We start from the raw sequence: 23380 nt of genomic DNA, 5'->3' as shown, positions 1-23380 counted from the left end.
AGGTATAGCAAAATGAACAATTTCTTAACCATTTTGTAATATAAAGCTTCTTTTCACACCTAATTTATTACCCTTTGAACCGTATCTACACAAAAAAGGCTTTCAGGAAATTTCCTGAAAGCCTTTTGCTTCATTATGTCATAAATTCTGCGGATTATCCACCGAAGTTATCATACATGATAGAAGATTCTTCTACGCCGAGGCTATCCAGCATAGCGACAACTGCCTTCGACATCGGACCAGGACCACACATGTAGTATTCGATGTCTTCCGGAGCTTCGTGGTCTTTCAAGTAAGTGTTCAACATTACCTGATGAACGAATCCTGCTGTATACTTCACGCCAGCTGCATCGGCTGCAGGGTCCGGACGGTCCAAAGCCAGATGGAAGTGGAAGTTCGGGAAGTCTTTTTCCAGTTTCAAGAAGTCGTCCAGATAGAACACTTCGTTCAATGCACGCGCACCGTAGAAGTAATGCAATTCACGGTCAGTAGTATGCAATGTACGAGTCATGTGCATAATCTGTGCACGAAGCGGAGCCATACCGGCACCACCACCTACCCAGATCATTTCTTTCTTAGAATCGAAAATCGGGTGGAAGTCTCCGTAAGGACCACTCATCAATACCTTATCACCCGGTTTCAGGGTAAAGATATAAGAAGAAGCGATACCCGGATTTACATCCATGAATCCGCTGCGGTCTGGCTTGAACGGAGGAGTTGCGATACGAACTGTCAACATGAACACGTCACCTTCTGCAGGGTAGTTAGCCATAGAGTAAGCACGGATAGTTTCTTCTTCGTTCTTACATTTCAAGCCGAACAAACCGAATTTTTCCCATGCAGGCAAGTATTCAGCACCGATAAGATCTTTGTCGATATCCTTGTTGTAATCCATTTCGAATTTAGGAATCTTAATCTGTGCGTATGAACCCGGAATAAAGTCCATGTGCGCACCCTTAGGCAGCTGCACCTTGAACTCTTTGATAAAGGTAGCCACGTTCTTGTTGGAGATAACTGTACATTCGTATTCCTTTACACCCATTACAGATTCAGGAACCTTGATAGCCATATCTCCCTTCACTTTCACCTGACAGCCCAGACGCCAGTGGTCTTTCTGCTGTTTACGGCTGAAGTGGCTCACTTCAGAAGGCAGGATTTCACCACCACCTTCTACTACCTGACATTTACACTGTCCGCAAGAACCCTTACCACCACAAGCTGAAGGTAAGAACACTCCGTTTACGGCCAATGTGTTCAGCAATGTAGAGCCAGACTCTACTTCCATATCCTTATCGCCGTTGATAGTCAGTTTCACATTACCGGAAGCAACGAGGAAATTCTTTGCAACCAGCAGGATGACTACCAGCACCAGAATAGTCACGAGGAATACTCCAATGCTTGCTAAAATAAAATTCATATCCATTGTCTTATTCCTTTCCTATTAGATGTTCAAACCAGAGAAACACATAAATGCCATTGCCATCAGACCTACAGTGATGAATGTGATGCCTAAGCCTTTCAGCGGAGCAGGCACGTCAGAGTAAGCCATTTTTTCACGGATAGCAGCCAAACCTACGATAGCCAGCAACCAGCCGATACCTGAACCCAGTGCGTAAGAGATAGAATCCCAGATGTCACCGATGTATTTAGCATCAGACGGGCTCAGAGTGATACGCTGCTGCATGAACAGAGAAGCACCCATGATGGCACAGTTTACAGCAATCAACGGCAGGAAGATACCCAGTGACGCATACAGTGAAGGACTGAAGCGTTCTACAATCATTTCTACCAGCTGAACGATAGCCGCAATTACGGCAATGAAAAGAATGAAGCTCAGGAAGCTCAGGTCAATTCCCAGAATGCCGTCGGCAGCCAGTACCTTCGTCTGCAGAAGGTAGTTCACCGGCAAGGTAACCACCAGCACGAAAGTTACGGCGATACCCAGACCGAGGGCAGTCTTCACGTTCTTCGATACCGCCAAGTATGAACACATACCCAGGAAGAACGCAAATATCATATTGTCCACAAAGATTGAGCGGACCAATAAACTAAAAAAATGTTCCATAATTCTGGATTTTTAATTTCCGTTGTTGGTTAATAATTATTCTTTTTCTTGCAACTCTTTGTGTTTTGCACGCTGATACCAGATCAGGCAAGCTACGATGATCAAAGCCATCGGCGGCATCAACATCAAACCGTTGTTTACATAACCGGCATTCTTTACAGCCTCATAGTTCAGGATGTTGAAGCCCAACAGTGTTCCTGAACCCAGCAATTCACGGAAGAATGCAACGATTACCAGAATCTTGGCATAACCCAGACCGTTACCAATACCGTCAAGGCATGATTCCCACGGACCGTTTGACATAGCAAATGCTTCCAGACGTCCCATCAGGATACAGTTGGTAATGATCAAACCTACGTATACAGACAACTGTACGCTCACGTCGTAAGCAAAAGCTTTCAGTAACTCACTTACGATAGTTACCAAAGCAGCTACAACTACCAGCTGTACAATGATACGAATACGGTTAGGCACTGTCTTACGCAACAAAGAAATCACTACGTTAGAAAAAGCAGTAATAATGGTTACAGAAAGACCCATCACGATGGCCGGCTCCAGCTTGGAGGTTACAGCCAATGCAGAACAGATACCCAACACCTGTACGGTTACCGGGTTGTTCATGCCTATAGGAGTAGAAAATACTTCTCTGTTTTTAGCTGAAAATAAACTTCCCATTTTCGTTCTCCTCCTTATTCTTTAGATGTTAAAAATTTAGCGTAATGTGTCATACATCCTTTCAACATGGCGTCTACACCAACTGAAGTGATTGTACCACCAGAGATACCGTCTACCTGGAATTCCGGATTTTCAACTTTTCCGTTCTTTACAACTCCCAGTGCAACGGCTTCACCGTCCATTACATGCTTGTCCTTAAATTCACTCTGGAAATGTTCTGATGCGATTTCGGCTCCCAAACCCGGAGTTTCAGACGCATGAGAGAAGTAAGTTCCGTATACTGTATTCTTATCTTCGTTCAAGGCAACATATCCCCAGATAGCACCCCAAAGACCAGCACCATATACCGGAATTACATATTTAGTCTGTCCTTCGATTTCACATACGAAGATGTGAGCACGACCGTTTTCCTTGAAATCTTTTTCGTAAGAAGTCACGAAAGCGCCTTCATACGGAGTCAGTGTGCCGTCTTCAGCTACCACCATATCCGATTTCACTACTTTAGCAAATTCAGCTTCTGCATCCTGCACACCTTTGATGCCCAGTGAAGAAAGAATCTGCTTCTTTGTATCCAGCTCTACGTTCTTTCCCTGCAAGTCACGCAAAGAAGAGTTCACGAAAGCCAGCAAGAATGCTACGATAACAACCATTACCGAAGCATAAATGATAGTATAAGAGTTACTATTAGTATTCATTGTATTTTCGGTTTTTATTTGTTAGACATAGCACGTTTTGCACGGCGAGAAATGTTATTCTGAACTACTACGTAGTCAATCAGCGGAGCGAAGATGTTCATCAGCAGGATAGCCAACATCATACCTTCAGGATAACCCGGATTCAATACACGGATAATGATTGCCATGGCACCAATCAGGAAACCATATACAAACTTACCGTTTTCAGTACGTGAAGAAGTTACAGGGTCTGTAGCCATAAACACAGCACCGAAGCAGAAACCACCCAAGCACAAGTGTTCATACCAAGGCATCTTAGCCATTGCAGTGTCCGGACCGATGGTATTGAAAATCCATCCCATTACCGCACCACCTACAAATACTGACAACATTGTCTTCCAGCTTGCCACACCTGACCACAACAGGATAACCGCACCGATAGCAATAGCGATTACGCTGGTTTCACCGATAGAACCCGGAATCAAACCAGTTACCATATCCCAAGAGAAAGCAGGATATGCCATCGCATCAGTTGCAGTAGAAGCCTGTCCCAGTGCTGTAGCAGCAGTCAGACCGTCTACATTGCTTCCCAAGCCAAAGATGCTGTCGCTAGATACCCATACAGTATCACCAGACATTTTGGTCGGATAAGCAAAGAACAAGAATGCACGAGTAATCAATGCAGGGTTAAAGATGTTCATACCTGTACCACCGAATACTTCTTTTGCAAAAATTACAGAGAAAGCAGTAGCTACAGCCAGCATCCACAACGGACAGTCAACCGGCACAATCATCGGAATCAGCATACCTGAAACCAGGAAACCTTCCTGAATTTCTTCCTTCTTCCACTGAGCTACCACAAATTCGATACCCAGACCCACTACATATGATACAATGATTTTCGGCAGCACAGCCAGGAAACCATAACCGAACATTTCAATGAAGCTGCCTTCTACATTTGCAGCATGGAAATGCTGGTAACCCACATTATACATACCGAACAGCAAGGCCGGTATCAGCGCGATCACCACGAACGACATGATACGTTTGCTGTCTATCGCATCGTGGATGTGCGTACCTGTCTTCGAAGTAGTATTCGGAACAAACAGGAATGTTTCAAACCCGTCGAACACAGAACGAAAAGCATGAAATTTGCCTCCCTCTTCAAAGTTAGGCTTTATCTTATCGAGATAATTTCTTAACGCGTTCATTTATTAATAATCGTTTTAGTTAGCATTAACACATTTCACGGCGGAGCATGTCGAGTCCGTCACGAACAATACGCTGCAATTCCATCTTTGAAGAGCAGACAAATTCACACAAGGCAAAGTCTTCTGGAGCTACCTCGTAAATACCCAGTGCTTCCATACGGTCAATATCGCCCGCGATGATTGCCTTAATCAGGTATTCCGGCAGAATGTCCATCGGAAGAACATGGTCGTATTCATTCGACATGATCATGTGGCGTTCACCACCCTTCACACGTGCATCCAACACATATTCTTTCTTCTTACCCATCATCCAGCTGAAATAAGAACGGCTGGTACTGAAATCATTGAAACGCGGCATGATCCAACCCAGCATTTCGTGAACGTCGCTTCCTTCCGGAATTACGGTCAACTGGCTGTGGAAAGCTCCCAGATAACCGTTGGCAGAAATCTGCTTACCGGTCAGCACGTTACCGCTGATGTAGCGCAAAGCTTTGTCTTTTGTTACGTTGTTTTCGAATACACCTGTCAGCAGTGCACCTACTTTCAATTTCACGTATGCAGGTTTAAGTACTTCAGAACCTGTCACTGCTACCGTGCGGGTAAAGTCTACATGACCCGTATTGAACAGACGGCCGATGAAGATAACAGCCTGCGGATCGATAGTCCATACTGTTTCACCCTTGTTTACAGGAGCGATGTGGTTAATCTGTACACCAACGTTACCAGCAGGATGCGGTCCGTCAAATACAGTTACTTCCACGTTCTTCGCCTGCGTCAAAGCCGGTGATTTCTGATTTACACTGATACTCAGGTATGTCTTGGCTATCTTAGCCAACGCATCCAATCCAGTCTGGAAGTTTGCTTCTTCGCCTGAGAGCGCCAGTTCGAATTCTGGAGCCAGCGGGTTTGTGTCGAATGCAGAAACGAAGATAGCACGAGGTGCTACAGTCGGATCAGCCACTACGTCATACGGACGCTGACGGATAAACGCGAACAAACCGGCATTCAGCAGCATTTCTTTTACAGCAGCACCATCAAGTGCAGCTACGCTCTTCTTACCGAATTCTTCAAAGTCCTGTTCCGTAGCAGCCTGTACGGTGATACTCATCACCTTACGTCTTGCCCCACGTTCCACGCTTGTCACTACGCCGCTTACCGGCGAAACAAATTTCACTTCTGGATGATTCTTGTCTACAAACAAGGGTCCTCCGGCCATCACATATTCCTGTTCCTTAACGACCACTTTCGGAGTCACGCCTGTAAAATCATCGGGACACAGAGTATAGAATCCCGGCTCTTTCACAGCTACTACCTCCGCAGCCGCCTTACCTTTCAGGTTTATGTCCAAGCCTTTACGCAACTTAATTAAATTTGCCATGTTAGGTTATAAAAAATGGTTTTGTATTTTGCGTGCAAAATTAAATAAAAAAGAGGTGAAAAAAGAATATTTGCCCATCGAATTAGAGAAATATTTCTTTATATCGAAAGGCAAATATTAAATAACGATGACAAAAGAGGCTATTCTGCCATATAGAGAGAGCAAAAATACACTTAATATCCCTTGTGCTGGTACAGCTGAGGGTTCATGTCAATCACTTTTTCCGGAATCGGGAAGACGGTAGTATAGCCGTTTTCCTCCCCCGGAAGCTGCGGACGACAACTGTATGAACGGGTAAAAACCCCGAAACGAATCATATCCTGCCGTCTCCAGCCCTCCCAGGCCAGTTCCATCATTCGCTCATCCAGCAAATTTTCCAATGTAGCAGCTCTCGGAGCCATACCGACCCTACTTCTCACTAAATTCAGTTCTACATCACCATCTTCCCCATTCCGCACCTTGGCCTCACTTTGCATGAGCAACACGTCGGCATAGCGGAACAACACGATATCATTGTCCAGCAATTTTCCATCCTTAAGCCCCGTCTTATCAATTTCGTATTTTTTCATTCGGGCTCCGGCTGTTTTCTCGTACGGCTTTCCCGACACATCCAGCGCTACGTTCCAAGGTTCATACACCAATGGAGTAACCCCGTCATCCAGCAAAATCTGATTTCCCTCCAAATCTTTTACCGGCCCGGCAAAATAACAGTAATCAAAACGGGCATCCACCTGTGGCGTATCGTAACCGAAGGTTTCCAGTACCTCTTTTGTCGCTGATGAGCCATTTTCTCCACTCAGCCCATACGCCTTGGCATGGTTGTAATGCCGCGAACGGAACAAGTAGATAAACTGGTTGGTGTATAAGGTCTTGCTCATGGGGATGACAAAAATATTTTCCTCCGAGGACTCATTGAATACGGCAAAGTTGGCTTTATAATCCTTTTCCAGGGTATATCCTGCTGCTGTAATCTTCTCACAATAATAGTTCACCGTTTGCCAGGCATTCAGACGTTGTCCCTCCACTTCGAAAAAGATGGATTTCCCGTCCGGACGGCTTCCGTCTGTCCAATCATCATCGGTATAAACTTCCGCATTCAAGGCTAACTTAGCGAGCAAAAACCACACCACTGGCTGTGTCATTCGCCCGTAATACACGCCCGGCTGATTGCTCCGTTCTTCACTCAAAAGAGAGGAAGATTCTGTAAGGTCTTTTACAATGAAATTAAACACTTTAGAGCGCTTTTCCTGAACAATATCTTCAACTGCCGGATCACTCTTTTCAATCAGTGGAACACTCCCGAACAAGTCCATGATATAATAATAAAACATGGCTCTCAATGCCCGTACCTCAGCCACACAATCTGCTACATTTTCCTCGGGATGTTTTTCAGCAAAATCCTGTATTCTTTCCAAAGAACCATTACACAAAATCACCGTACGATACAGGTATTCCCAAGTGGCATAAATCGCCTCATTGTTCACTCCCCAGCGATGCAGATATAATCCCTGCCAGAATCCGCCGTCGTACCAGTCCCCTCCACGTGTGGGCATGATGGCCTCATCGGTAGTAAATGTATTCAAATCATAGATACCTCGACCTGTCCCTTGAAGACCCTGACTATCGACATATCCGCCCACGTAATTATACAATGAAAGCACCCCATTTTTCTGCACATCCGACAAGGTAGAATATGCCGTTTCTTCATCCAGACGGTCCTTCGGATTTTCTTCCAGATAACTGCTGCAAGAAGTCCATGACAGAAGAGAAAACGATGCAAATAATATTGAGTATATTCTTTTCATAATAAGCAGATTAAAAGTTAAGACCTAAACTAATCATATAAGTTCTTGAAAGAGGGTATGTACGCTTGTCGTCCACCCCGAAAGTATTGTCCACCAAGGTAGAATTAATCAGCGGAGTCAGCCCTGAATAACCGGAGATTGTACCCAAGTTATTAATGGTCAGTGCCAGGCGTGCCCCGTGCAAGAAACGCTGTTTTTTGATAGGCACGTTCCAACCCACAGTCAGGTAATCAAAGTTCACATAATTGCCGCTTTCCAGCCAGTAATCCGTTGCCGTCAGGTCATGTATATTCCGTGCCGGAGCCTCAGCCAACACGTTGTAGTCCGGCAAGCTGTTCATATTCATGTAACTCAGTGCCGTACCATTGTAAATCTTATGCCCGAATGCTCCGTTTATCTGCAACGACACATCAAAACGCTTGTAACGGAAGCTGATATTGGAACCTAACAAAGTCTTAGGAGTAGCCTGTCCGGCCACGTAACGGTCTTCCCCATCTTCCAGGTTCACACCTCCTCCATTCAAATCAGCAATCTGATAGGTATATCCTCCGTTCCCGTCCGAAACCAGTCCTTCACAATGCGGCAGATAGAAAACACCCAACGGCTGTCCTACGATCTGATACACGATATTATTGTATCCCCCATGCAGTCCCGCACCGTTCAGTCCGGCCAAAGCCGTATATTGTGCCGCACTGATGTATTCTCCTTCATACATACCGCTCAGCGACAGCAATTTGTTCCGCTGGAAAGTTACGTTTGCGTTGATATTCAGTTCCATATCTTTAGTTCGCAAAGGAGTGATACCAATGGAAAGTTCCGTTCCACTGTTCCGCATGGAGCCCAGATTAGCCAAGAGTTTGTTATAAGCAAACGGAGGAACACTGACATCATACATATACAGCATATCCCTTGTTTTGGAGAGATAATAATTCACCGACAGCAACAAGCGGTTTCCGTAGAATCCCATGTCCACCCCTGCATTGAAGGTCGACTTGACTTCCCATTTCAAATCCGGATTGACATTTTTCAAGCTCTCATACGTCACCAAAGGTGAATTTCCCACCGGAGTTACCCCGTTCGGACGTACCAGCGCCATAGTGGTATACGAATCAATTCCTCCCTGATTTCCTGCCAATCCGTATCCTAATCGCAGTTTCAGGTTATCAACCAGGTGAAAACGTCTCATAAACTTCTCACGGGTTATATTCCAGGCAGCAGAAACAGAAGGGAATACACCCCATTTATGATTCCGCCCAAATTTGGAAGAAGCATCCGTACGCAGGTTCACCGTCAGTACGTAGCGGTCGTCGTACGTATAATTCACACGGCCCAAGAATGACACTAGATGCGGCTCCTCATAATAAGAGCCTGTACCTTCCCAAGGACGCAATGCCCCACCCTGCAGGCTGTGATACCCCAACTCATTGGAAGAAAAATTAGTCGTGGTCGTATAAAAGCCATGAAAACGATTCTTTTCCACCTCCCCTAAAGCCAGCACATCCAGGAAGTGAGCCCCCAACTGCTTCTGATACGTCAGCATCAGATTTCCTAATAAGGCCTCCGACTTCCGGTTTCCCCGGTAAGCCTGCCCGTTGGCCCATACCGTCGTCGGCAGGAACTGAGCGTTCTCTGTTGTGCTATAGGTATAAGAGCCGAAAAGCACCATCTTCAAATCCTTCAGCAAATGAAAAGTCAGACGGGCATGCGAACTGAAATAAGAAGTCTCCTCACGGTTGTCCACGTCCATCCAGGCCAATGGATTTGTAATCTGACTGGCCGTCGTAATCTGGTCCCAGCTCCCGGTTTCCGGATCCGGGAAATCAGGAAAAGTAGGATTAAAAGCAGCTGCCGAATAAAAAGTCTTCTGTAAATCAAACAGCGTACGGTCGCGCTTCATCGAACCGAATAATCCCAATTCACAGTCAATCAGTCCGTCAAGCATCTTCTGCGACATATTCATATTGGCCGTAAATAGTTTCATGCCCTCATTCTGAATCACTCCTTCACGATTCTGAAAGCCTAACGACACCCTGTAATTAGAAGCCTCACCACCCCCATAAAACGCAATGTTATGATTCTGCTGCAAGCCCGTTTGTTCAATCGCCTTCTGGAAATCCGTGTCATACCCTTTATCCAGGATACTCCATCCTCGTTCAGCCGCCAGCTTGCGGTATTCTGTTCCCGAAAGCATATCCAACCGGCGATAAGCGTGTGACACACCAAAACTACCGTTGTAATTCACGCGCGTCTTCCCTGCCCGGCCTTTCTTGGTGACAATATTAATGACTCCCGATGCTCCACGTGAACCGTACTGGGCCGTTTCCGACGCATCCTTCAAAATCGTAAAAGACTCTATGTCGGTGGGATATACCGAAGTCAGCATCGTTAAGTCACCCAACACACCATCCACAATAATCAGCGGATCATTTCCACTGGTCAAGGAAGTCGTACCACGCAAGCGGACCGACTCCAGCGCCGCCATTCCATTGTTACTCTTCAAGATGGTAAGTCCCGGCACACGTCCCTGAATGGCCTCCAGCGGATTGGTTATCAGCTCACGGTTCATCTGCTTTTCCGTAATCTGTTCCACCGAACCGGAAATATTCTTCAGACTACCACGGGCATAACCGATGTTATAAATTGAATCGGGAGGCAATTCATCCACATTCTGTCCTTGTACATAAAGCGGGAATCCGGCTCCCATACACCCTAAGAACAACAAGCTGTACAAAGCCTGAGATATTGGCTGCATTTTATCCATAGCATACTTATTTAAGGTCAAAAGGGCGTGAAGATACCAAAACCTCCACGCCCCGTATAATCAGTTCCTTCTTTTCACAAAGAAAAGATATTTCTACCGATAAAGCAAGTCCTGAGCCATGTTATTTCTGCCCAGTCATCATTTTTCTTCCGCAAACATCGGATCCCATGCCGGAAGCTGTATCGGCTTCTGCTTGAAGATGTCTAGCACCTTCTTCGGCACATATTTCGTTTCCAGTACCAGACGGAACATATACTCATTGAACCATTCATCCGTCATAATCAGGTGTCCCTGATAGCCTGATGCAGCTCCCCAGCTATTTTCCACCATCCATTTTTTCGGCTTTCCGTTCGCATCCAAATCTACCGCCATCAGTGTCATGGCATGTGCCGACATGCTGGCAAACGTCTGAATACGTTCTTTCTTATCCATTCCGAAAGTCGTACCCATCAACGAACCGAAATCATAATTGTTTACATCCAGCAGCCCACGCTTGCTGTCCAGCTGTGTCACGTCGCTTGAGAAATACATCCGTGTGCTGTCCTTCAATGACGCAATAGCCATTTCCTTGATTTCCTCTACCGGCAAATTCACATACGTCCAGTTCTTTCCATCGTAACGGTGACGGTCGTATGCAATTTCGTAACATTTATAATATTCACGTGAAGGATCGTTCATCACCATCACATAGTTGGTCAGCAGATTCGTATCACCGTATTTTTCCAGGAACGACATCGGCGTGTGATGCTCTGTAGCCACCACATTTCCTTTGCTGTCCTTACGTACATAGTCAAACTCTGTTGGCGGCACTCCTAAAGTCAGCACTAACATGCGATACACCGTACCCAGCATCTCTTCCTTACGGTTTTCAATCGTTGCAGCCTTCTCTCCTTTAGCAGCCATTTCTCTCAGTTCCAGACCGAATTCCTTCAGCTTCAGGCCAATCAAAGAAGACATGTACGAAGTATGTTCACTGCTGTATGTTTCCGGCATAGCTTCTTTAGGCACAAGACCGTATTTTGACACGATATCGGCCACTCCCGTAAATGTACCTCCGTCACTCAGTGGATGCTTGAACAACCACTCTACGGTCTGATCGTTCATAGGTTTGCCAGCCGTTTCAATAACTCCCTGTAAGAACAGATTAGATTTTTCCAGCTGATCCCAGAAGAAAGAATATACCTGCGAGAACTCCAGCCCCGGCAAGTCATAGCGTGCAATGGCCTTGGCACGCATCACGTTCAATCCCGTAAACAGCCAGCAACGGCCAGACGACTGCTGGTCGGTGATTCCCTTTGATTCCACCTTAATGGAGAAATCCGTATTCAGTGCCTTCTGATTTTCCTGGTTCAATGCCAGTTCCTTGATACTGGTACCTCCCATAGCATTCCGCAATGCCTTGTCGGCAGCCGTATTCTGATAACTACTCTGAATTTTTTTCAACATATCCGGAGAAATACCTCCGTTCTGCGCTTGTGCCGCCAGCCCGAAAGCCAACAGACAAGCAGCCAATGTTACGTGTTTCTGGTTCATTCTTTTATAGTTTTAATGAAAATTGTTTCTTAATCCTTTTTTACCGAACGTACAATCTTAAAGCCGATGCACGCCACGAAGATACTCATCAACGGACTCAGCAAGTTAAAGAAACTATACGGCAAATACACCATCGTAGGCACATTCAAAATCGTAGCCTGCGTCATACCGCATGTATTCCAGGGAATCAGCGGACTGGTCACCGTGACAGCATCTTCCGTAGTTCGGCTTAACAGACGCGACTCATACCCGTTCTTTTTATAGATATCCTTAAACATGTTTCCAGTCAGAATAATCGAAATATACTGATCGGCAGTAGCTAAATTCAAGAACAACCCCGAAGCTACAGTTGCCGCTACCGTACTTGCCAGCTTATGCGTAAAACGTACAAACATACGCGTAATGCTTCCCAGCATACCACAAGCTGTCATGGCGCCCCCCAAGCACATGGCACAGAGAATTAGCCATACCGTGTCCATCATACCTCCCATTCCACGGGTGGCAATCAATTCGGTTAGTGCAGGAGTGGAAGTCTGCAACGACGTACTTCCCGACAGAGCCAACAAAACTCCTTTATATAAGGCCTCACCTCCGTTCACTCCGTCACCGGCCACTTCACGAAGTACATCCGTCTGGAAAACCAGCATGCATATTACCGCCAAGGCAGTCGATACAAACAAAGTAATAATGGAAGACACCTTACGGGCAATTAATATTCCTGTCACCACCGGCACCAGCAACACCCAGAAAGTAATATGAAAACGTTCCGCCAGTCCGGTAGTAAACACAGCAATCTGCGAACTGTCTGATGCCTCATGCGAAAATCCGGCTATTGTAAAAATAACCAGTGAAATAACCACCGAAGGCACCGTGGTGTACATCATATAGCGAATATGCGTAAACAGTGGTGTGTCTGTCACCGAAGAAGCCAGGATAGTGGTATCCGAAAGCGGAGAAACCTTATCGCCGAAATATGCCCCCGAAATGATGGCTCCGGCAATCCATCCTTCCTCAAAGCCCTGTGCCTTACCAATACCCATCAAAGCAATACCGATGGTCGCAATGGTGGTCCACGAGCTACCTGTCATGACCGATACCACAGCACAAATCACACAGCACGACACGAGGAAAAATTTCGGATGAATAATCTGTACCCCATAGTAAATCAGCGTAGGTACCACTCCCCCTAACATCCAGGCTGCAGAAAGTGCCCCGATAATCAACAGGATAATCAAAGCCGAACTCACACCTGCAATATTGTTGATAATGGCATGTTCAATATCCTTCCAGCTCACCCCATACCGACTCATACCCAAAGCCGCGCACAAAGCCGTAGTCAGCAACAAACAAATCTGGCTTCCGCCACCTAATGCGTCAGCTCCCAACAGACGAATCGTAAAGAAAAGTAATACCACCAATACCGCCACAGGCAGCAAAGACACCAGCGGAGAAGGAATCTTCATTTTTTGCGTCATTTTTATCCGTTTAAATCCAATTTTATTACTAAACCAATAACGGGTGCAAATTTCCGAATATTTTTCCAATTTTCCATATAAAATCCATATATATTTACATTTTATACCATAGAAATGAATAAAAATAGATTTCTAATTCATCTATACCAATCACGAAAACCTTTCACTCAAAACTTAAAAACTACTAATAACACTCTCAAAGGCCCTTTTCTTCAAGGGTTATTTGTACATTTGTCTGTTATTTGTATAAATAGAGAATGAGTAAAGCCACGCGCATAAAACAAGCCATACGTATCACAGTCATTTCAACACTGGTATTTTATTTCGGTCTGATTGCTCTGCTGAACCTTCCGGTTGTCCAACACCGCATCAGTACGTATGCTGCCCGTGAGCTTACCCGTCTTACCCAGGCCGAAGTAAGCATTGGCAATGTAGACCTAGGGCTTCTGAACCGCGTTGTCATCCAGAACGTGCAGATAAAGGACCGACAGAAGAAAGACATGCTCGGCATATCACGCTTTTCCGTCAAGATTGACATACCCTCCCTTTTCCGTGGAAAAATCCGTATCAGCAGTGTCCAGTTATTCGGACTGGACGCCCGCCTGAACCGTGCCCACCCCAAGGCTCCCCTGAATTGCCAGTTTCTGATTGATACTTTTGCTTCAAAAGACACGACAAAGAGCGAGAAGTCAATTGACCTGCGTATCAATTCCGTACTTATCCGTCGCGGACAAATACACTACGATGTACTGTCGGAATCCAACACGCCCCGCCGGTTCAACCCTCATCACATCGGTATCAGCGAACTTTCTGCAACCATCTCTTTGAAAGCCCTACAAACCGATTCGCTCAATGCACAAATCCGTCGTATGAACTTTAATGAGCAAAGCGGACTTCAATTGAAGAAATTTGCCTTGAGAGCCACAGCCAATTCCAGAGGTATCTACCTGCACGATTTGAACCTTACCCTGCCAGGTACAATCGTCAGCATCGACACATTCACGGTAGCAGGAAACTTTACTGAGCCTGATTTTCTTTCGGATACACAGACCACTTATATGGGGCGACTGAGCGCTTCCGTCACTCCTGCCGACATAGCTTGTTTCGTACCAGCCTTGCAACATTTTCAAGACTCTGTGCACATTGATATGGCCTTTCATGGAAGAGGAAAACAAGCCCGATGCAGCAATTTTTATCTGGCAAGTCCTCACAAAGCATTAGAAGTGCATGCCGAAGGAATGCTTGACCACAGCAATCCTTCGCAGCCACCCTATTTCTTTGGTGAGATTACTCAGGCTGATGTTGACGAAAATGCCATTTCCTGGCTTATACATAATCTAAAAGGCTCCACCGCAACTGTGCCTGACATTGTACGCCGCCTGGGCTTCCTCAAATTTCGAGGAGATGTATCAGGCTATCCGTCACAAATCACCGCACACGGTATCCTGCAAAGCCTTCCAGGACAGCTCAATGCCAACATGACGATGCACACCGACACCACAACCTTGCAAAAAAGTTATTCCGGTAGAATCTCCACCAATAATTTTGAACTTGGAAAATTATTGGCGAAGAAAGAACTCGGAAAGACTTCTTTTGACCTGGAACTGAACGGTCTGCAATACCGAAACCATCAACCAGAATCACATGTCAAAGGAGAAATCTCTTCTTTGGAATACAACCATTATCAGTATCAGCACATCGCGCTAAACGGAAACTTCAAGCCGGGTGGTTTCAACGGACACTTATCACTCGACGATGAAAACGGAAAAATCAGCATAGATGGAAGTTTTGTTACCCAGCAAGCTGTACCCGATTTCAACCTGCGGGTAAAAGTAAGAGATTTTCGTCCCAACAAGCTTCAACTGACAAAAAAATACGAAGATACTGACGTATCCCTTAACCTGACAGCCGATTTCTCCGGACATTCCATTGACGATATTCAGGGGAAAATCAACCTCGACAGTCTTTTTGTGCATACACCTGATGAGGCCGGGAATTACTTTCTTCCTCGCCTGCAAATTGATGCGACTCAACTCACACAACATGCTGAGGTGAAAGAGATTCGTATTGACTCTCCATTCCTGACCGGAAGTATCCAAGGGAAATATACTTACCATACTCTGCTAAAGAGCATGGAGAAAGTAATTCGAAAGCATATCCCGTCATTATTTCCCGAAGAAAAACAGAAAAAAGGGAAAAAGAAACCCGCAGAACTGAATAACCAGTTCCACTTTCAGTTCCGCATGGAGAACAGTGAATTCTTCTCAAAAGTCTTGAATATACCGTTTGACTTGCAGATGCCAGCCACTTTCTCAGGACAGCTCAACGACAGCCTTTCACAAATGCGTATCAACGGCTCATTTCCTCAGTTCACATACAACGGGAAATATTATGAGTCGGGCACCCTGCTATGTGAAAGCCGTCCCGATGAATTACGATGCCAGGTTCGTGCCGGTACTTTAATGAAAAAGGGAGCCATGTTCAACCTCTCCCTCCTCACCCGTGCCAAAAATGACAAGCTGCACAGCACACTCTACTGGGGAAATAACACCCAGCTTACCTATAGCGGCAAGATTGATGCCATCGCCTCTTTCCGTCAGGATAGTTCAAAAAGAGAGTTGCACACCCGTGTAGACATACAGCCCAGCCAAGTCATCTTAAATGATACTACCTGGAACATACATCCTGCTACTGTAGACATCGCAAAAGACAGCATCGAAATACACGACTTCTTGTTTGAACACCGCGACCAGCACCTGAAAATCAATGGACGACTGGGAAAAACGGAAGCAGACTCCTGCCTGGTAGACCTGAAAAACATCAACCTGCTCTACATCATGGATATGATTCAGTTCCATGCCGTACGTTTTGACGGAGGCATCAGTGGAAAGGTCCACCTGCGCCATGTGCTTCAAGACCCGGTGATGGAAACGCGTCTCGATGTAAAAGATTTTTCTCTTAACCATGCCTTGCTGGGAAGAGCCGACATTCTTGGGTCATGGGATAAAGAACTGGGAGGTGTGCGCCTGGATGCCGACATCCGTCGCGACAGTACCTGCACCACTCGGGTAACCGGCTATGTTTCTCCTAAGATGAAAGGACTTGATCTTCAAATCCAAGCCGGAGGAACTCCACTCTCTTTCCTGCAACCTTTTGTAGAAAACATCTTCAGCAATGTCAACGGAAACGTACATGGGGACGTGCGTCTGTTCGGGCCTTTCTCTCAACTTGACCTGGAAGGAAATGTCAAAGCGCAGATGCAAATGAAGGTCAACATCCTGAACACCACCTTCCGGGCCTCGGCCGATTCCGTACACATCGCTTCCGGCTTGTTCCGTTTCCAGAATGTACGTTTACAAGATACTGAAGGGCACACAGGACTTGCCGACGGAGAATTACGGCACACCAAGTTAAAGAATCTGAGCTATCAGTTCCGCTTCAATACAAACCGCATGCTGGTATTCCATTCAGAAAAAGAAACTCCTGAATTTCCTTTCTATGGCCACATCTATGCTACCGGAAATGTATTTCTTCGAGGAGGCGACGGACAACTGAACGTCGACGGAGAAGTACGTGCCGACAACCAGACAGAGTTTGTTTACGTACTGGGTACGGCAGCCGAGGCCACCAACTCTGGCTTTATCACCTTCGTAGACCGTACTCCCCGCCGTAAGCAGGAAGCCGTAAAGGCCGAAGTGTACCACCCGCTCAACCAGCCCGACAAGCAGGAAGACGATGATACACCCACCGCCATCCACATTAATCTACAGATAGAACCAGCCGAACGTGCCAATATGAAAATCATCATGGATCCCTCGGCCGGAGATTACATATCTGCTTACGGAACCGGAAACCTGCGTATCAACTTCTTCAATCAGGGCAACTTCCAGATGTTCGGTAACTATAACATCAGCGAAGGTATCTACAAGATGAGCATGCAAAACGTCATCCGAAAAGACTTTACCCTGCAACCAGGAGGTGTGGTATCCTTCAATGGCGACCCCAAAGCTGCTAACCTGAACGTACAGGCAGTCTACACGGTAAACTCTGCTTCACTGAATGACCTGATAGCCGACGCTTCCTCTTCACGTGGAAATGTCCGCGTAAACTGTTTGTTGAACTTGAGCGGCAGCCTCACTTCACCCAACCTGACGTTTGGCCTCGAACTGCCCACAGTAAGTGAAGAAGACCGCGAACTGGTACGTAGTCTCACCAGCACCGAAGAACAGATGAACACCCAGATTATTTACTTGCTGGGAGTCGGCAAATTCTACACCTACGACTATGCCAATAATACCGGTCAGACCGATGCTACCAGCTCGCTGGCCTTCAGCACTCTGTCGGGCCAGTTGAACAATATGCTTTCGCAAGTCATCGACAACCAGAACTGGAACGTAGGTACCAACCTTACTACCGGAGAAAAAGGCTGGAGCGATGTAGAAGCCGAAGCCATCCTGTCCGGCCGTCTGCTGAACAACCGACTGATAATCAACGGTAACTTCGGCTACCGCGAAAATACCATGCGTAACACCAACTTTGTAGGTGACTTCGAAGCTATCTGGCTGCTCACCAAGAACGGGGAATTCCGTCTGCGCGGATACAACCAGACCAACGACCGTTACTTCACGAAGTCCACCCTTACCACCCAGGGTATCGGTATCATGTACAAAAAAGACTTCATGAACTGGCAAGAACTCGTTGACTGGTTCCTCCGCCGCCGTAAAAACCGCAGCAGCAAGCAGAAAGAAAAAGAAGACCAGAAATACCTTCCACAGGAAGCCCTCCCTGCCGCAAGAGAAAAAAGAGAATCAAACGAAAAATAATTATACAAGAATATGGAAAAGACCTATTACCTGCCCGCCGAATGGCACAAACAAAGCTACATACAGCTTACCTGGCCTCATGCCGATACCGACTGGGCCTATATGCTCGATGAAGTAGAAGCCTGCTTTGTCCGCCTCGCTACCGAAATAGCCAGCCGCCAGCCCCTGCTGCTCGTGGCTCCCGAATTTCCGGCAGCCCTGGCCGACTTCCCCTATCGCGACCAAATTACTTTTGTGAAATGTCCTACGAATGACACCTGGGCCCGCGACCATGCTTTCATCACTTTATTGGAGAAACACTCTGACCCACAGTTGCTCGACTTCTGCTTCAACGGCTGGGGGATGAAGTTTGCTGCCCATAAGGATAATCTCATCAACAGTCATCTGTTCAAGACCGGCGTACTTAACGGCGATTACATCAACTGCCGCAATTTCGTACTCGAAGGAGGTTCCATTGAAAGCGACGGAGAAGGCACCCTACTCACGACTTCGCCCTGCCTGTTGGCTCCCAACCGCAATGACACACTCTCACGCAAAGACATCGAAGCCTACCTGATGGAACGCTTCAACCTGCGTCAGGTGCTCTGGCTGGACTACGGCTATCTGGCTGGTGACGACACCGACAGCCACGTAGACACCCTGGCCCGTCTCTGCCCCGACCACACCATTACTTACGTGCAGTGCGTGGACAAGGATGACGAGCACTACGGTGCCCTCCGCTCCATGGAAGACCAGCTCAAGACCTTCCGTACCCTCGACGGAGACCCTTACCGCCTGCTTCCGCTCCCCATGCCCGAAGCCATCTATGACGAAGACGGCGAACGCCTTCCGGCCACTTACGCCAACTTCCTGATTATGAACGAGGCAGTACTCTACCCCACCTACGCCCAGCCTGAAAACGACGCCCGTGCCGCTCAGGTACTGGCTGAGGCTTTCCCCGGACGTGAAATCGTAGGCGTGGACTGCCGTGCCCTTATCAAGCAGCATGGTTCTCTCCACTGCGTCACCATGCAATATCCTGAATCTATAAAAAACCAAATAGCACAATGAAACGAACTATCCGTGTCGGCATCGTACAGCAGGCTTGTACGAACGACCTCAAACTGAATCTTGAAAAGCTGCACCGCAACATTGCCTCCGTGGCACAAGCCGGTGCGCAGTTAGTAGTTCTTCAGGAACTCCATAACACCCCTTATTTCTGCCAGACAGAAGATACCAACCTGTTCGACCTGGCCGAACCCATTCCCGGCCCTTCCACCGGTTTCTACAGTGAGATAGCCGCTGCCTACCACATCGTGCTGGTCACTTCGCTGTTCGAACGCCGTGCTGCTGGACTGTATCACAACACCGCCGTAGTATTCGACACCGACGGAAGCATTGCCGGCAAGTATCGCAAGATGCACATTCCCGATGATCCTGCCTACTACGAGAAATTCTATTTCACTCCCGGCGACTTAGGATTCGAACCCATCCAGACCTCTATCGGTAAACTCGGCGTACAAGTATGCTGGGACCAGTGGTATCCGGAAGGTGCGCGCATCATGGCCCTGAAAGGTGCTGAACTGTTGATTTACCCTACTGCCATCGGTTGGGAAAGTACCGACACTCAGGAAGAAAAGATGCGCCAGCTGGGGGCATGGGTAACTGTACAGCGCGGTCACGCCGTAGCCAACGGTCTGCCCGTCATTGCCGTAAACCGTGTAGGTCTTGAACCCGACCCTTCCGGCCAGACCAACGGCATCCAGTTCTGGGGCAACAGCTTTGTAGCCGGTCCACAAGGCGAAATCATCGCCCAGGCCAGCAACCTGAAAGAAGAAAACATGGTAGTAGAAATTGACATGAACCGCAGTGAAAACGTCCGCCGCTGGTGGCCCTTCCTGCGCGACCGCCGCATCGATGAGTTCGAACAGCTCACACGCCGGTTTATCGATTAATAAGCAACTTCTCTATTAATTATAAAAATAAGAGCCACGACTTCAATGTAGTGGCTCTTATTTTTTCTTATCGTCTATCCCAGAAACTGGGAGTCAGCAGCAGAAGTACCCCGAACAACTCCAGACGCCCTATCAGCATCATGAATGACAACAGCCATTTTGCCAGGTCGGGAAGCGCACTCCACGAAAAGGCCGGACCAAATGCTCCTAGCCCCGGTCCCACGTTTCCTATACTCGATACAGACAGTCCGAATGCCTCTTCCAATCCAATGCCCATACACATCAATGCCAGCCAGCATAAGAAGATGCAGACAAAATAAAATACTACGAACGTCATCACCGTAGCAATGGTACGCTGTGAAACCGCCATCCGGTTCACCTTTACCGGAAGTACAGCCCTGGGATGCATCAGCCGGTGGAACTCATTCTTTACGTTGCGCAACAGAATCAGCAGACGCACATTCTTAACCCCGCCCGCCGTAGAACCGGCACAACCTCCTGCAATCATTGTATAAATGAGCAGCAACCATGTGAAAGGAGGCCACATATTATAATCGTCCGTAGCAAAACCACACGAAGTATGAATAGACGCTACCTGGAAAAGCGATTTCCGGAAAGCTTCCTCCAACCCATAATTATTATGCCAGTATAAGGCCCCGGTAATTATCAGCGTCACCGCCCCAATGGAGATAAGATACAACCGGAGCTCACCATCCTTGAACAACTGTCCGCAACGCCCCTTCATGCACATGAAATAAAGCGAGAAGTTAATACCCGAAAGAATCATAAAGATGGCAATTACATATTCTATAAAAGGAGAATTCCAATAAGCCACACTGGCCTGCTTGGTAGAATATCCTCCAGTAGCAGTCGTGGAAAAAGCATGACATGCAGCATCAAACAAGTCCATTCCTCCTATCAACAACAGCACCATCTCCGCTAAGGTCAGCATGAGATATACTGTCCATAGCCATTTGGCCATGACACTGATTTTCGGATGAATCTTATCATGTGTCACCCCCGTAGCTTCTGCCGAAAAAAGGACCTGATTACCTACCCCAAAGATAGGCAACACAGCAATCGTAAAGAACACAATACCCAATCCTCCAATCCATTGCGAAAAGCTTCGCCAGAACAACATACCGTGCGAAAGCGATTCAATATCATCCAGGATGGTTGCCCCTGTAGTTGTAAAACCCGACATGGTCTCAAAGAATGCGTCTGCCACCGACGGGATACTTCCGCTTATATAAAAAGGCAGCATTCCGAATCCTGTGAAAAGCAGCCACGTAAACGCCACGATACAATATCCATCGCGCCGTGTCACCCGGTTTTCGGCTCCTCTCCCTAGCAGAATCAGCCCACTCCCCACAGCCATATTAATCAATGTCGTGTAAATAAAATAAATATAGTCTTCTTCCCCATAGCACAAGGAAACGCCTGCACATGCCAGAAACATCATTGCCTCCATAAAGAGCAGGATGCCCAGGATTCGGAGTATCATCTTTCTGTTAATCAAGCTGTTGCCTCGCGTAGCAGTTACATTGACCGCCGTCGATAAAAAATCTTCCATGTATCTTTATGTGTTTATCTTGCAAACTTACATAAAATTCTGTGTTTTTCACATTTGTGTCATAGAAAAGTGTACGAAGGTTGTGAGTTATCACACACCATGGAATAATTCAGCACTGATTTTCAACAACTTAAAAGACATCTAAAAACGTACTTACGTTTTATCCAAAACACCAAAGAGTTTTGTTCCAAACGCAAGTGCATTTTAAGTAAAACGTCAAAGAGTTTGAAGTGTACTAAAAATAGTTGTCAGTTTGAAGATTAATTCCTGACTAAGTTGACAGGTTAAACATTATATTCCTAAAAAGGTTGTCAGTTCTGCAAAACTACAACAAAAACTCAATATCCGTATATTTTCTCTCTAAAAACTCATCGCTCGGGGAGCGCCGTGCGGCAAGGGGCGGGAGCACCCGTCCCGACGAGCACATCTTTCAGTTATACCGATATTCCATAAGAGGGTTTCCTCCTCTGCCTGAAAAGACTTCCATAGGGGTCTTCATACCCAGTGCCCTGTGTGGTCTGGCATTGTTGTACATCGCTACGGATTTACTTACGGCTTCCTCTGCCTGTCTGAAGTCCATATCACCTTCATTGAAGAGCCACCCGTTCTTCAGGGTGTTGTTCATCCTCTCGGCCAGGGCATTGTGAAGCGGGTCTCCCGTCTGGGTCATGCTGATTCTGATGCCTTGGAAAGCAGCAGGTTCGTGTTCTGCTTCTAGGCATACTGCACGCCACGGTCAGAGTGGTGTATCATGCCTTCCGTACTGATTCCGTATGCACGGTCGGTCTCCAGAGCCATGTACATGGCTTTCAGCGGTCCCTCCGCATCCAGACTCCTGCTCAGGCAGTATCCGACTATGTATCTGCTGTAGGCGTCAGTCACCATTGAAAGATAGGCAAAACCTTCTCTGGTATAGATATAGGTGATGTCCGCCACCACAAGCCGGCCATTGCCCACAGGCGTGCACTTGGGAGAAGTGTTTACAAGATCGCTGTAAAGACGGTAACCGTGTCTGGAGTCCGTGGTACGAGGACGGTACCTTGTCCGCCTGAGCATGAGCGAGTTGAAACGGATCACATTGTAAAACCTGTCCCGTCCTATGGAGAACTTTTCCCTGAAGTATTCACGGCAGAGTGTGTAGAGTTCCCGACAGCCCGCCTTGGGAAGACATTCCTTCTGCCGGACGTACAGGCCGTACAATACAGTGCTGGCAGAGAGTATGTCAGTCATCGTTTGATGCATAGTCATGCTTGTAGTATCCCTGTGCTGATATGCCAAGCAATCTGCAAAGCGGACGCACGCGGCAACGGCGTCCGCCTTGAGATAGGACTAGGATTACTTGTAACGGAGTTTTTCTTACCTGAATGTTATAGTCCTTTTCCGCAAGGTCAATCATGCAGCGGTAGGCTGTCCGGTGTCATTGTGGACTGCTTCAACTCTACTTCCAGGAACTTGATTTCCGCCTCGAGCTCA

16 protein-coding genes are annotated in these 23380 nt (G+C 46.9%); 3 read left to right on the top strand and 13 right to left on the bottom strand.

Annotation, left to right across the window (positions count from 1 at the left end; genetic code table 11):
- Positions 1–154: 154 nt before the first annotated feature.
- From nqrF to BACPLE_RS01240, 10 genes are all read right to left on the bottom strand, one after another.
- Positions 155–1423, bottom strand: a complete 1269-nt coding sequence (gene nqrF / locus BACPLE_RS01285) for an NADH:ubiquinone reductase (Na(+)-transporting) subunit F (protein ID WP_007558158.1) — start codon at positions 1421–1423, stop codon at positions 155–157.
- Between the two features lie 18 nt (positions 1424–1441).
- Positions 1442–2065: an NADH:ubiquinone reductase (Na(+)-transporting) subunit E gene (nqrE, locus tag BACPLE_RS01280; RefSeq protein WP_007558157.1), complete on the bottom strand. Its 624-nt coding sequence runs from the start codon at positions 2063–2065 to the stop codon at positions 1442–1444.
- 36 nt (positions 2066–2101) lie between these two features.
- A complete protein-coding gene (locus BACPLE_RS01275; RefSeq protein ID WP_007558155.1) occupies positions 2102–2740 on the bottom strand; it encodes an NADH:ubiquinone reductase (Na(+)-transporting) subunit D in 639 nt (212 codons plus the stop codon).
- Between the two features lie 14 nt (positions 2741–2754).
- The gene (locus BACPLE_RS01270) at positions 2755–3435 is read right to left on the bottom strand and encodes a Na(+)-translocating NADH-quinone reductase subunit C (RefSeq protein WP_007558153.1); all 681 of its coding nucleotides are present in this window, start codon (positions 3433–3435) and stop codon (positions 2755–2757) included.
- Between the two features lie 14 nt (positions 3436–3449).
- Positions 3450–4625, bottom strand: a complete 1176-nt coding sequence (locus tag BACPLE_RS01265) for an NADH:ubiquinone reductase (Na(+)-transporting) subunit B (RefSeq protein WP_007558151.1) — start codon at positions 4623–4625, stop codon at positions 3450–3452.
- Between the two features lie 25 nt (positions 4626–4650).
- Positions 4651–6003: a Na(+)-translocating NADH-quinone reductase subunit A gene (locus BACPLE_RS01260; protein ID WP_007558149.1), complete on the bottom strand. Its 1353-nt coding sequence runs from the start codon at positions 6001–6003 to the stop codon at positions 4651–4653.
- A 173-nt stretch (positions 6004–6176) separates the two neighbouring features.
- Complete coding sequence (locus BACPLE_RS01255) at positions 6177–7808, bottom strand: RagB/SusD family nutrient uptake outer membrane protein (RefSeq protein ID WP_007558147.1); 1632 nt, start codon at positions 7806–7808, stop codon at positions 6177–6179.
- Between the two features lie 10 nt (positions 7809–7818).
- Positions 7819–10512: a SusC/RagA family TonB-linked outer membrane protein gene (locus tag BACPLE_RS01250; RefSeq protein WP_050792046.1), complete on the bottom strand. Its 2694-nt coding sequence runs from the start codon at positions 10510–10512 to the stop codon at positions 7819–7821.
- Between the two features lie 195 nt (positions 10513–10707).
- Positions 10708–12102, bottom strand: coding sequence for a C1 family peptidase (locus BACPLE_RS01245; protein WP_007558143.1), 1395 nt, complete (start codon positions 12100–12102; stop codon positions 10708–10710).
- Positions 12103–12131: 29 nt separating this feature from the next.
- Positions 12132–13577: a Na+/H+ antiporter NhaC family protein gene (locus BACPLE_RS01240; RefSeq protein WP_007558142.1), complete on the bottom strand. Its 1446-nt coding sequence runs from the start codon at positions 13575–13577 to the stop codon at positions 12132–12134.
- Between the two features lie 257 nt (positions 13578–13834).
- Between BACPLE_RS01240 and BACPLE_RS01235 the strand changes: the two genes are divergently transcribed.
- The 3 genes from BACPLE_RS01235 to BACPLE_RS01225 are packed head-to-tail and all read left to right on the top strand — an operon-like array spanning position 13835 to position 20334.
- Complete coding sequence (locus BACPLE_RS01235) at positions 13835–18400, top strand: translocation/assembly module TamB domain-containing protein (protein WP_007558140.1); 4566 nt, start codon at positions 13835–13837, stop codon at positions 18398–18400.
- A gap of 12 nt (positions 18401–18412) precedes the next feature.
- A complete protein-coding gene (locus BACPLE_RS01230) occupies positions 18413–19450 on the top strand; it encodes an agmatine deiminase family protein (protein ID WP_007558138.1) in 1038 nt (345 codons plus the stop codon).
- Positions 19447–20334, top strand: coding sequence for a carbon-nitrogen hydrolase (locus BACPLE_RS01225; protein ID WP_007558137.1), 888 nt, complete (start codon positions 19447–19449; stop codon positions 20332–20334). Before BACPLE_RS01230 ends, BACPLE_RS01225 begins: the two co-directional genes overlap by 4 nt.
- A 67-nt stretch (positions 20335–20401) precedes the next feature.
- Here the strand turns inward: BACPLE_RS01225 and BACPLE_RS01220 are convergent, their stop codons facing one another.
- From BACPLE_RS01220 to BACPLE_RS18685, 3 genes are all read right to left on the bottom strand, one after another.
- Positions 20402–21907, bottom strand: a complete 1506-nt coding sequence (locus BACPLE_RS01220) for a TrkH family potassium uptake protein (RefSeq protein ID WP_007558135.1) — start codon at positions 21905–21907, stop codon at positions 20402–20404.
- Positions 21908–22337: 430 nt separating this feature from the next.
- Positions 22338–22583: an integrase core domain-containing protein gene (locus BACPLE_RS18690; protein WP_262501077.1), complete on the bottom strand. Its 246-nt coding sequence runs from the start codon at positions 22581–22583 to the stop codon at positions 22338–22340.
- A gap of 38 nt (positions 22584–22621) precedes the next feature.
- Positions 22622–23137: a DDE-type integrase/transposase/recombinase gene (locus BACPLE_RS18685; RefSeq protein ID WP_081458088.1), complete on the bottom strand. Its 516-nt coding sequence runs from the start codon at positions 23135–23137 to the stop codon at positions 22622–22624.
- Between the last annotated feature and the right edge of the window lie 243 nt (positions 23138–23380).

It is taken from the genome of Phocaeicola plebeius DSM 17135 (assembly GCF_000187895.1).
Lineage (GTDB): Bacteria > Bacteroidota > Bacteroidia > Bacteroidales > Bacteroidaceae > Phocaeicola > Phocaeicola plebeius.
The sequence above is the reverse complement of the archived record's forward strand: the minus strand, read 5'-3'. Positions and strand labels throughout refer to the sequence as shown.

Excerpts from the sequence above, each read along its gene's own strand:
- BACPLE_RS01265 (WP_007558151.1), bottom strand. The coding sequence starts at position 4,625 with ATGAACGCGTTAAGAAATTATCTCGATAAGATAAAGCCTAACTTTGAA.
- BACPLE_RS01240 (WP_007558142.1), bottom strand. The coding sequence starts at position 13,577 with ATGACGCAAAAAATGAAGATTCCTTCTCCGCTGGTGTCTTTGCTGCCT.
- BACPLE_RS01255 (WP_007558147.1), bottom strand. The coding sequence starts at position 7,808 with ATGAAAAGAATATACTCAATATTATTTGCATCGTTTTCTCTTCTGTCA.
- BACPLE_RS01270 (WP_007558153.1), bottom strand. The coding sequence starts at position 3,435 with ATGAATACTAATAGTAACTCTTATACTATCATTTATGCTTCGGTAATG.
- BACPLE_RS01275 (WP_007558155.1), bottom strand. The coding sequence starts at position 2,740 with ATGGGAAGTTTATTTTCAGCTAAAAACAGAGAAGTATTTTCTACTCCT.
- BACPLE_RS01260 (WP_007558149.1), bottom strand. The coding sequence starts at position 6,003 with ATGGCAAATTTAATTAAGTTGCGTAAAGGCTTGGACATAAACCTGAAA.
- BACPLE_RS01230 (WP_007558138.1), top strand. The coding sequence starts at position 18,413 with ATGGAAAAGACCTATTACCTGCCCGCCGAATGGCACAAACAAAGCTAC.
- nqrF (WP_007558158.1), bottom strand. The coding sequence starts at position 1,423 with ATGGATATGAATTTTATTTTAGCAAGCATTGGAGTATTCCTCGTGACT.
- BACPLE_RS01250 (WP_050792046.1), bottom strand. The coding sequence starts at position 10,512 with ATGGGAGCCGGATTCCCGCTTTATGTACAAGGACAGAATGTGGATGAA.
- BACPLE_RS01220 (WP_007558135.1), bottom strand. The coding sequence starts at position 21,907 with ATGGAAGATTTTTTATCGACGGCGGTCAATGTAACTGCTACGCGAGGC.
- BACPLE_RS18685 (WP_081458088.1), bottom strand. The coding sequence starts at position 23,137 with ATGACTGACATACTCTCTGCCAGCACTGTATTGTACGGCCTGTACGTC.
- BACPLE_RS01225 (WP_007558137.1), top strand. The coding sequence starts at position 19,447 with ATGAAACGAACTATCCGTGTCGGCATCGTACAGCAGGCTTGTACGAAC.
- nqrE (WP_007558157.1), bottom strand. The coding sequence starts at position 2,065 with ATGGAACATTTTTTTAGTTTATTGGTCCGCTCAATCTTTGTGGACAAT.
- BACPLE_RS01245 (WP_007558143.1), bottom strand. The coding sequence starts at position 12,102 with ATGAACCAGAAACACGTAACATTGGCTGCTTGTCTGTTGGCTTTCGGG.
- BACPLE_RS01235 (WP_007558140.1), top strand. The coding sequence starts at position 13,835 with ATGAGTAAAGCCACGCGCATAAAACAAGCCATACGTATCACAGTCATT.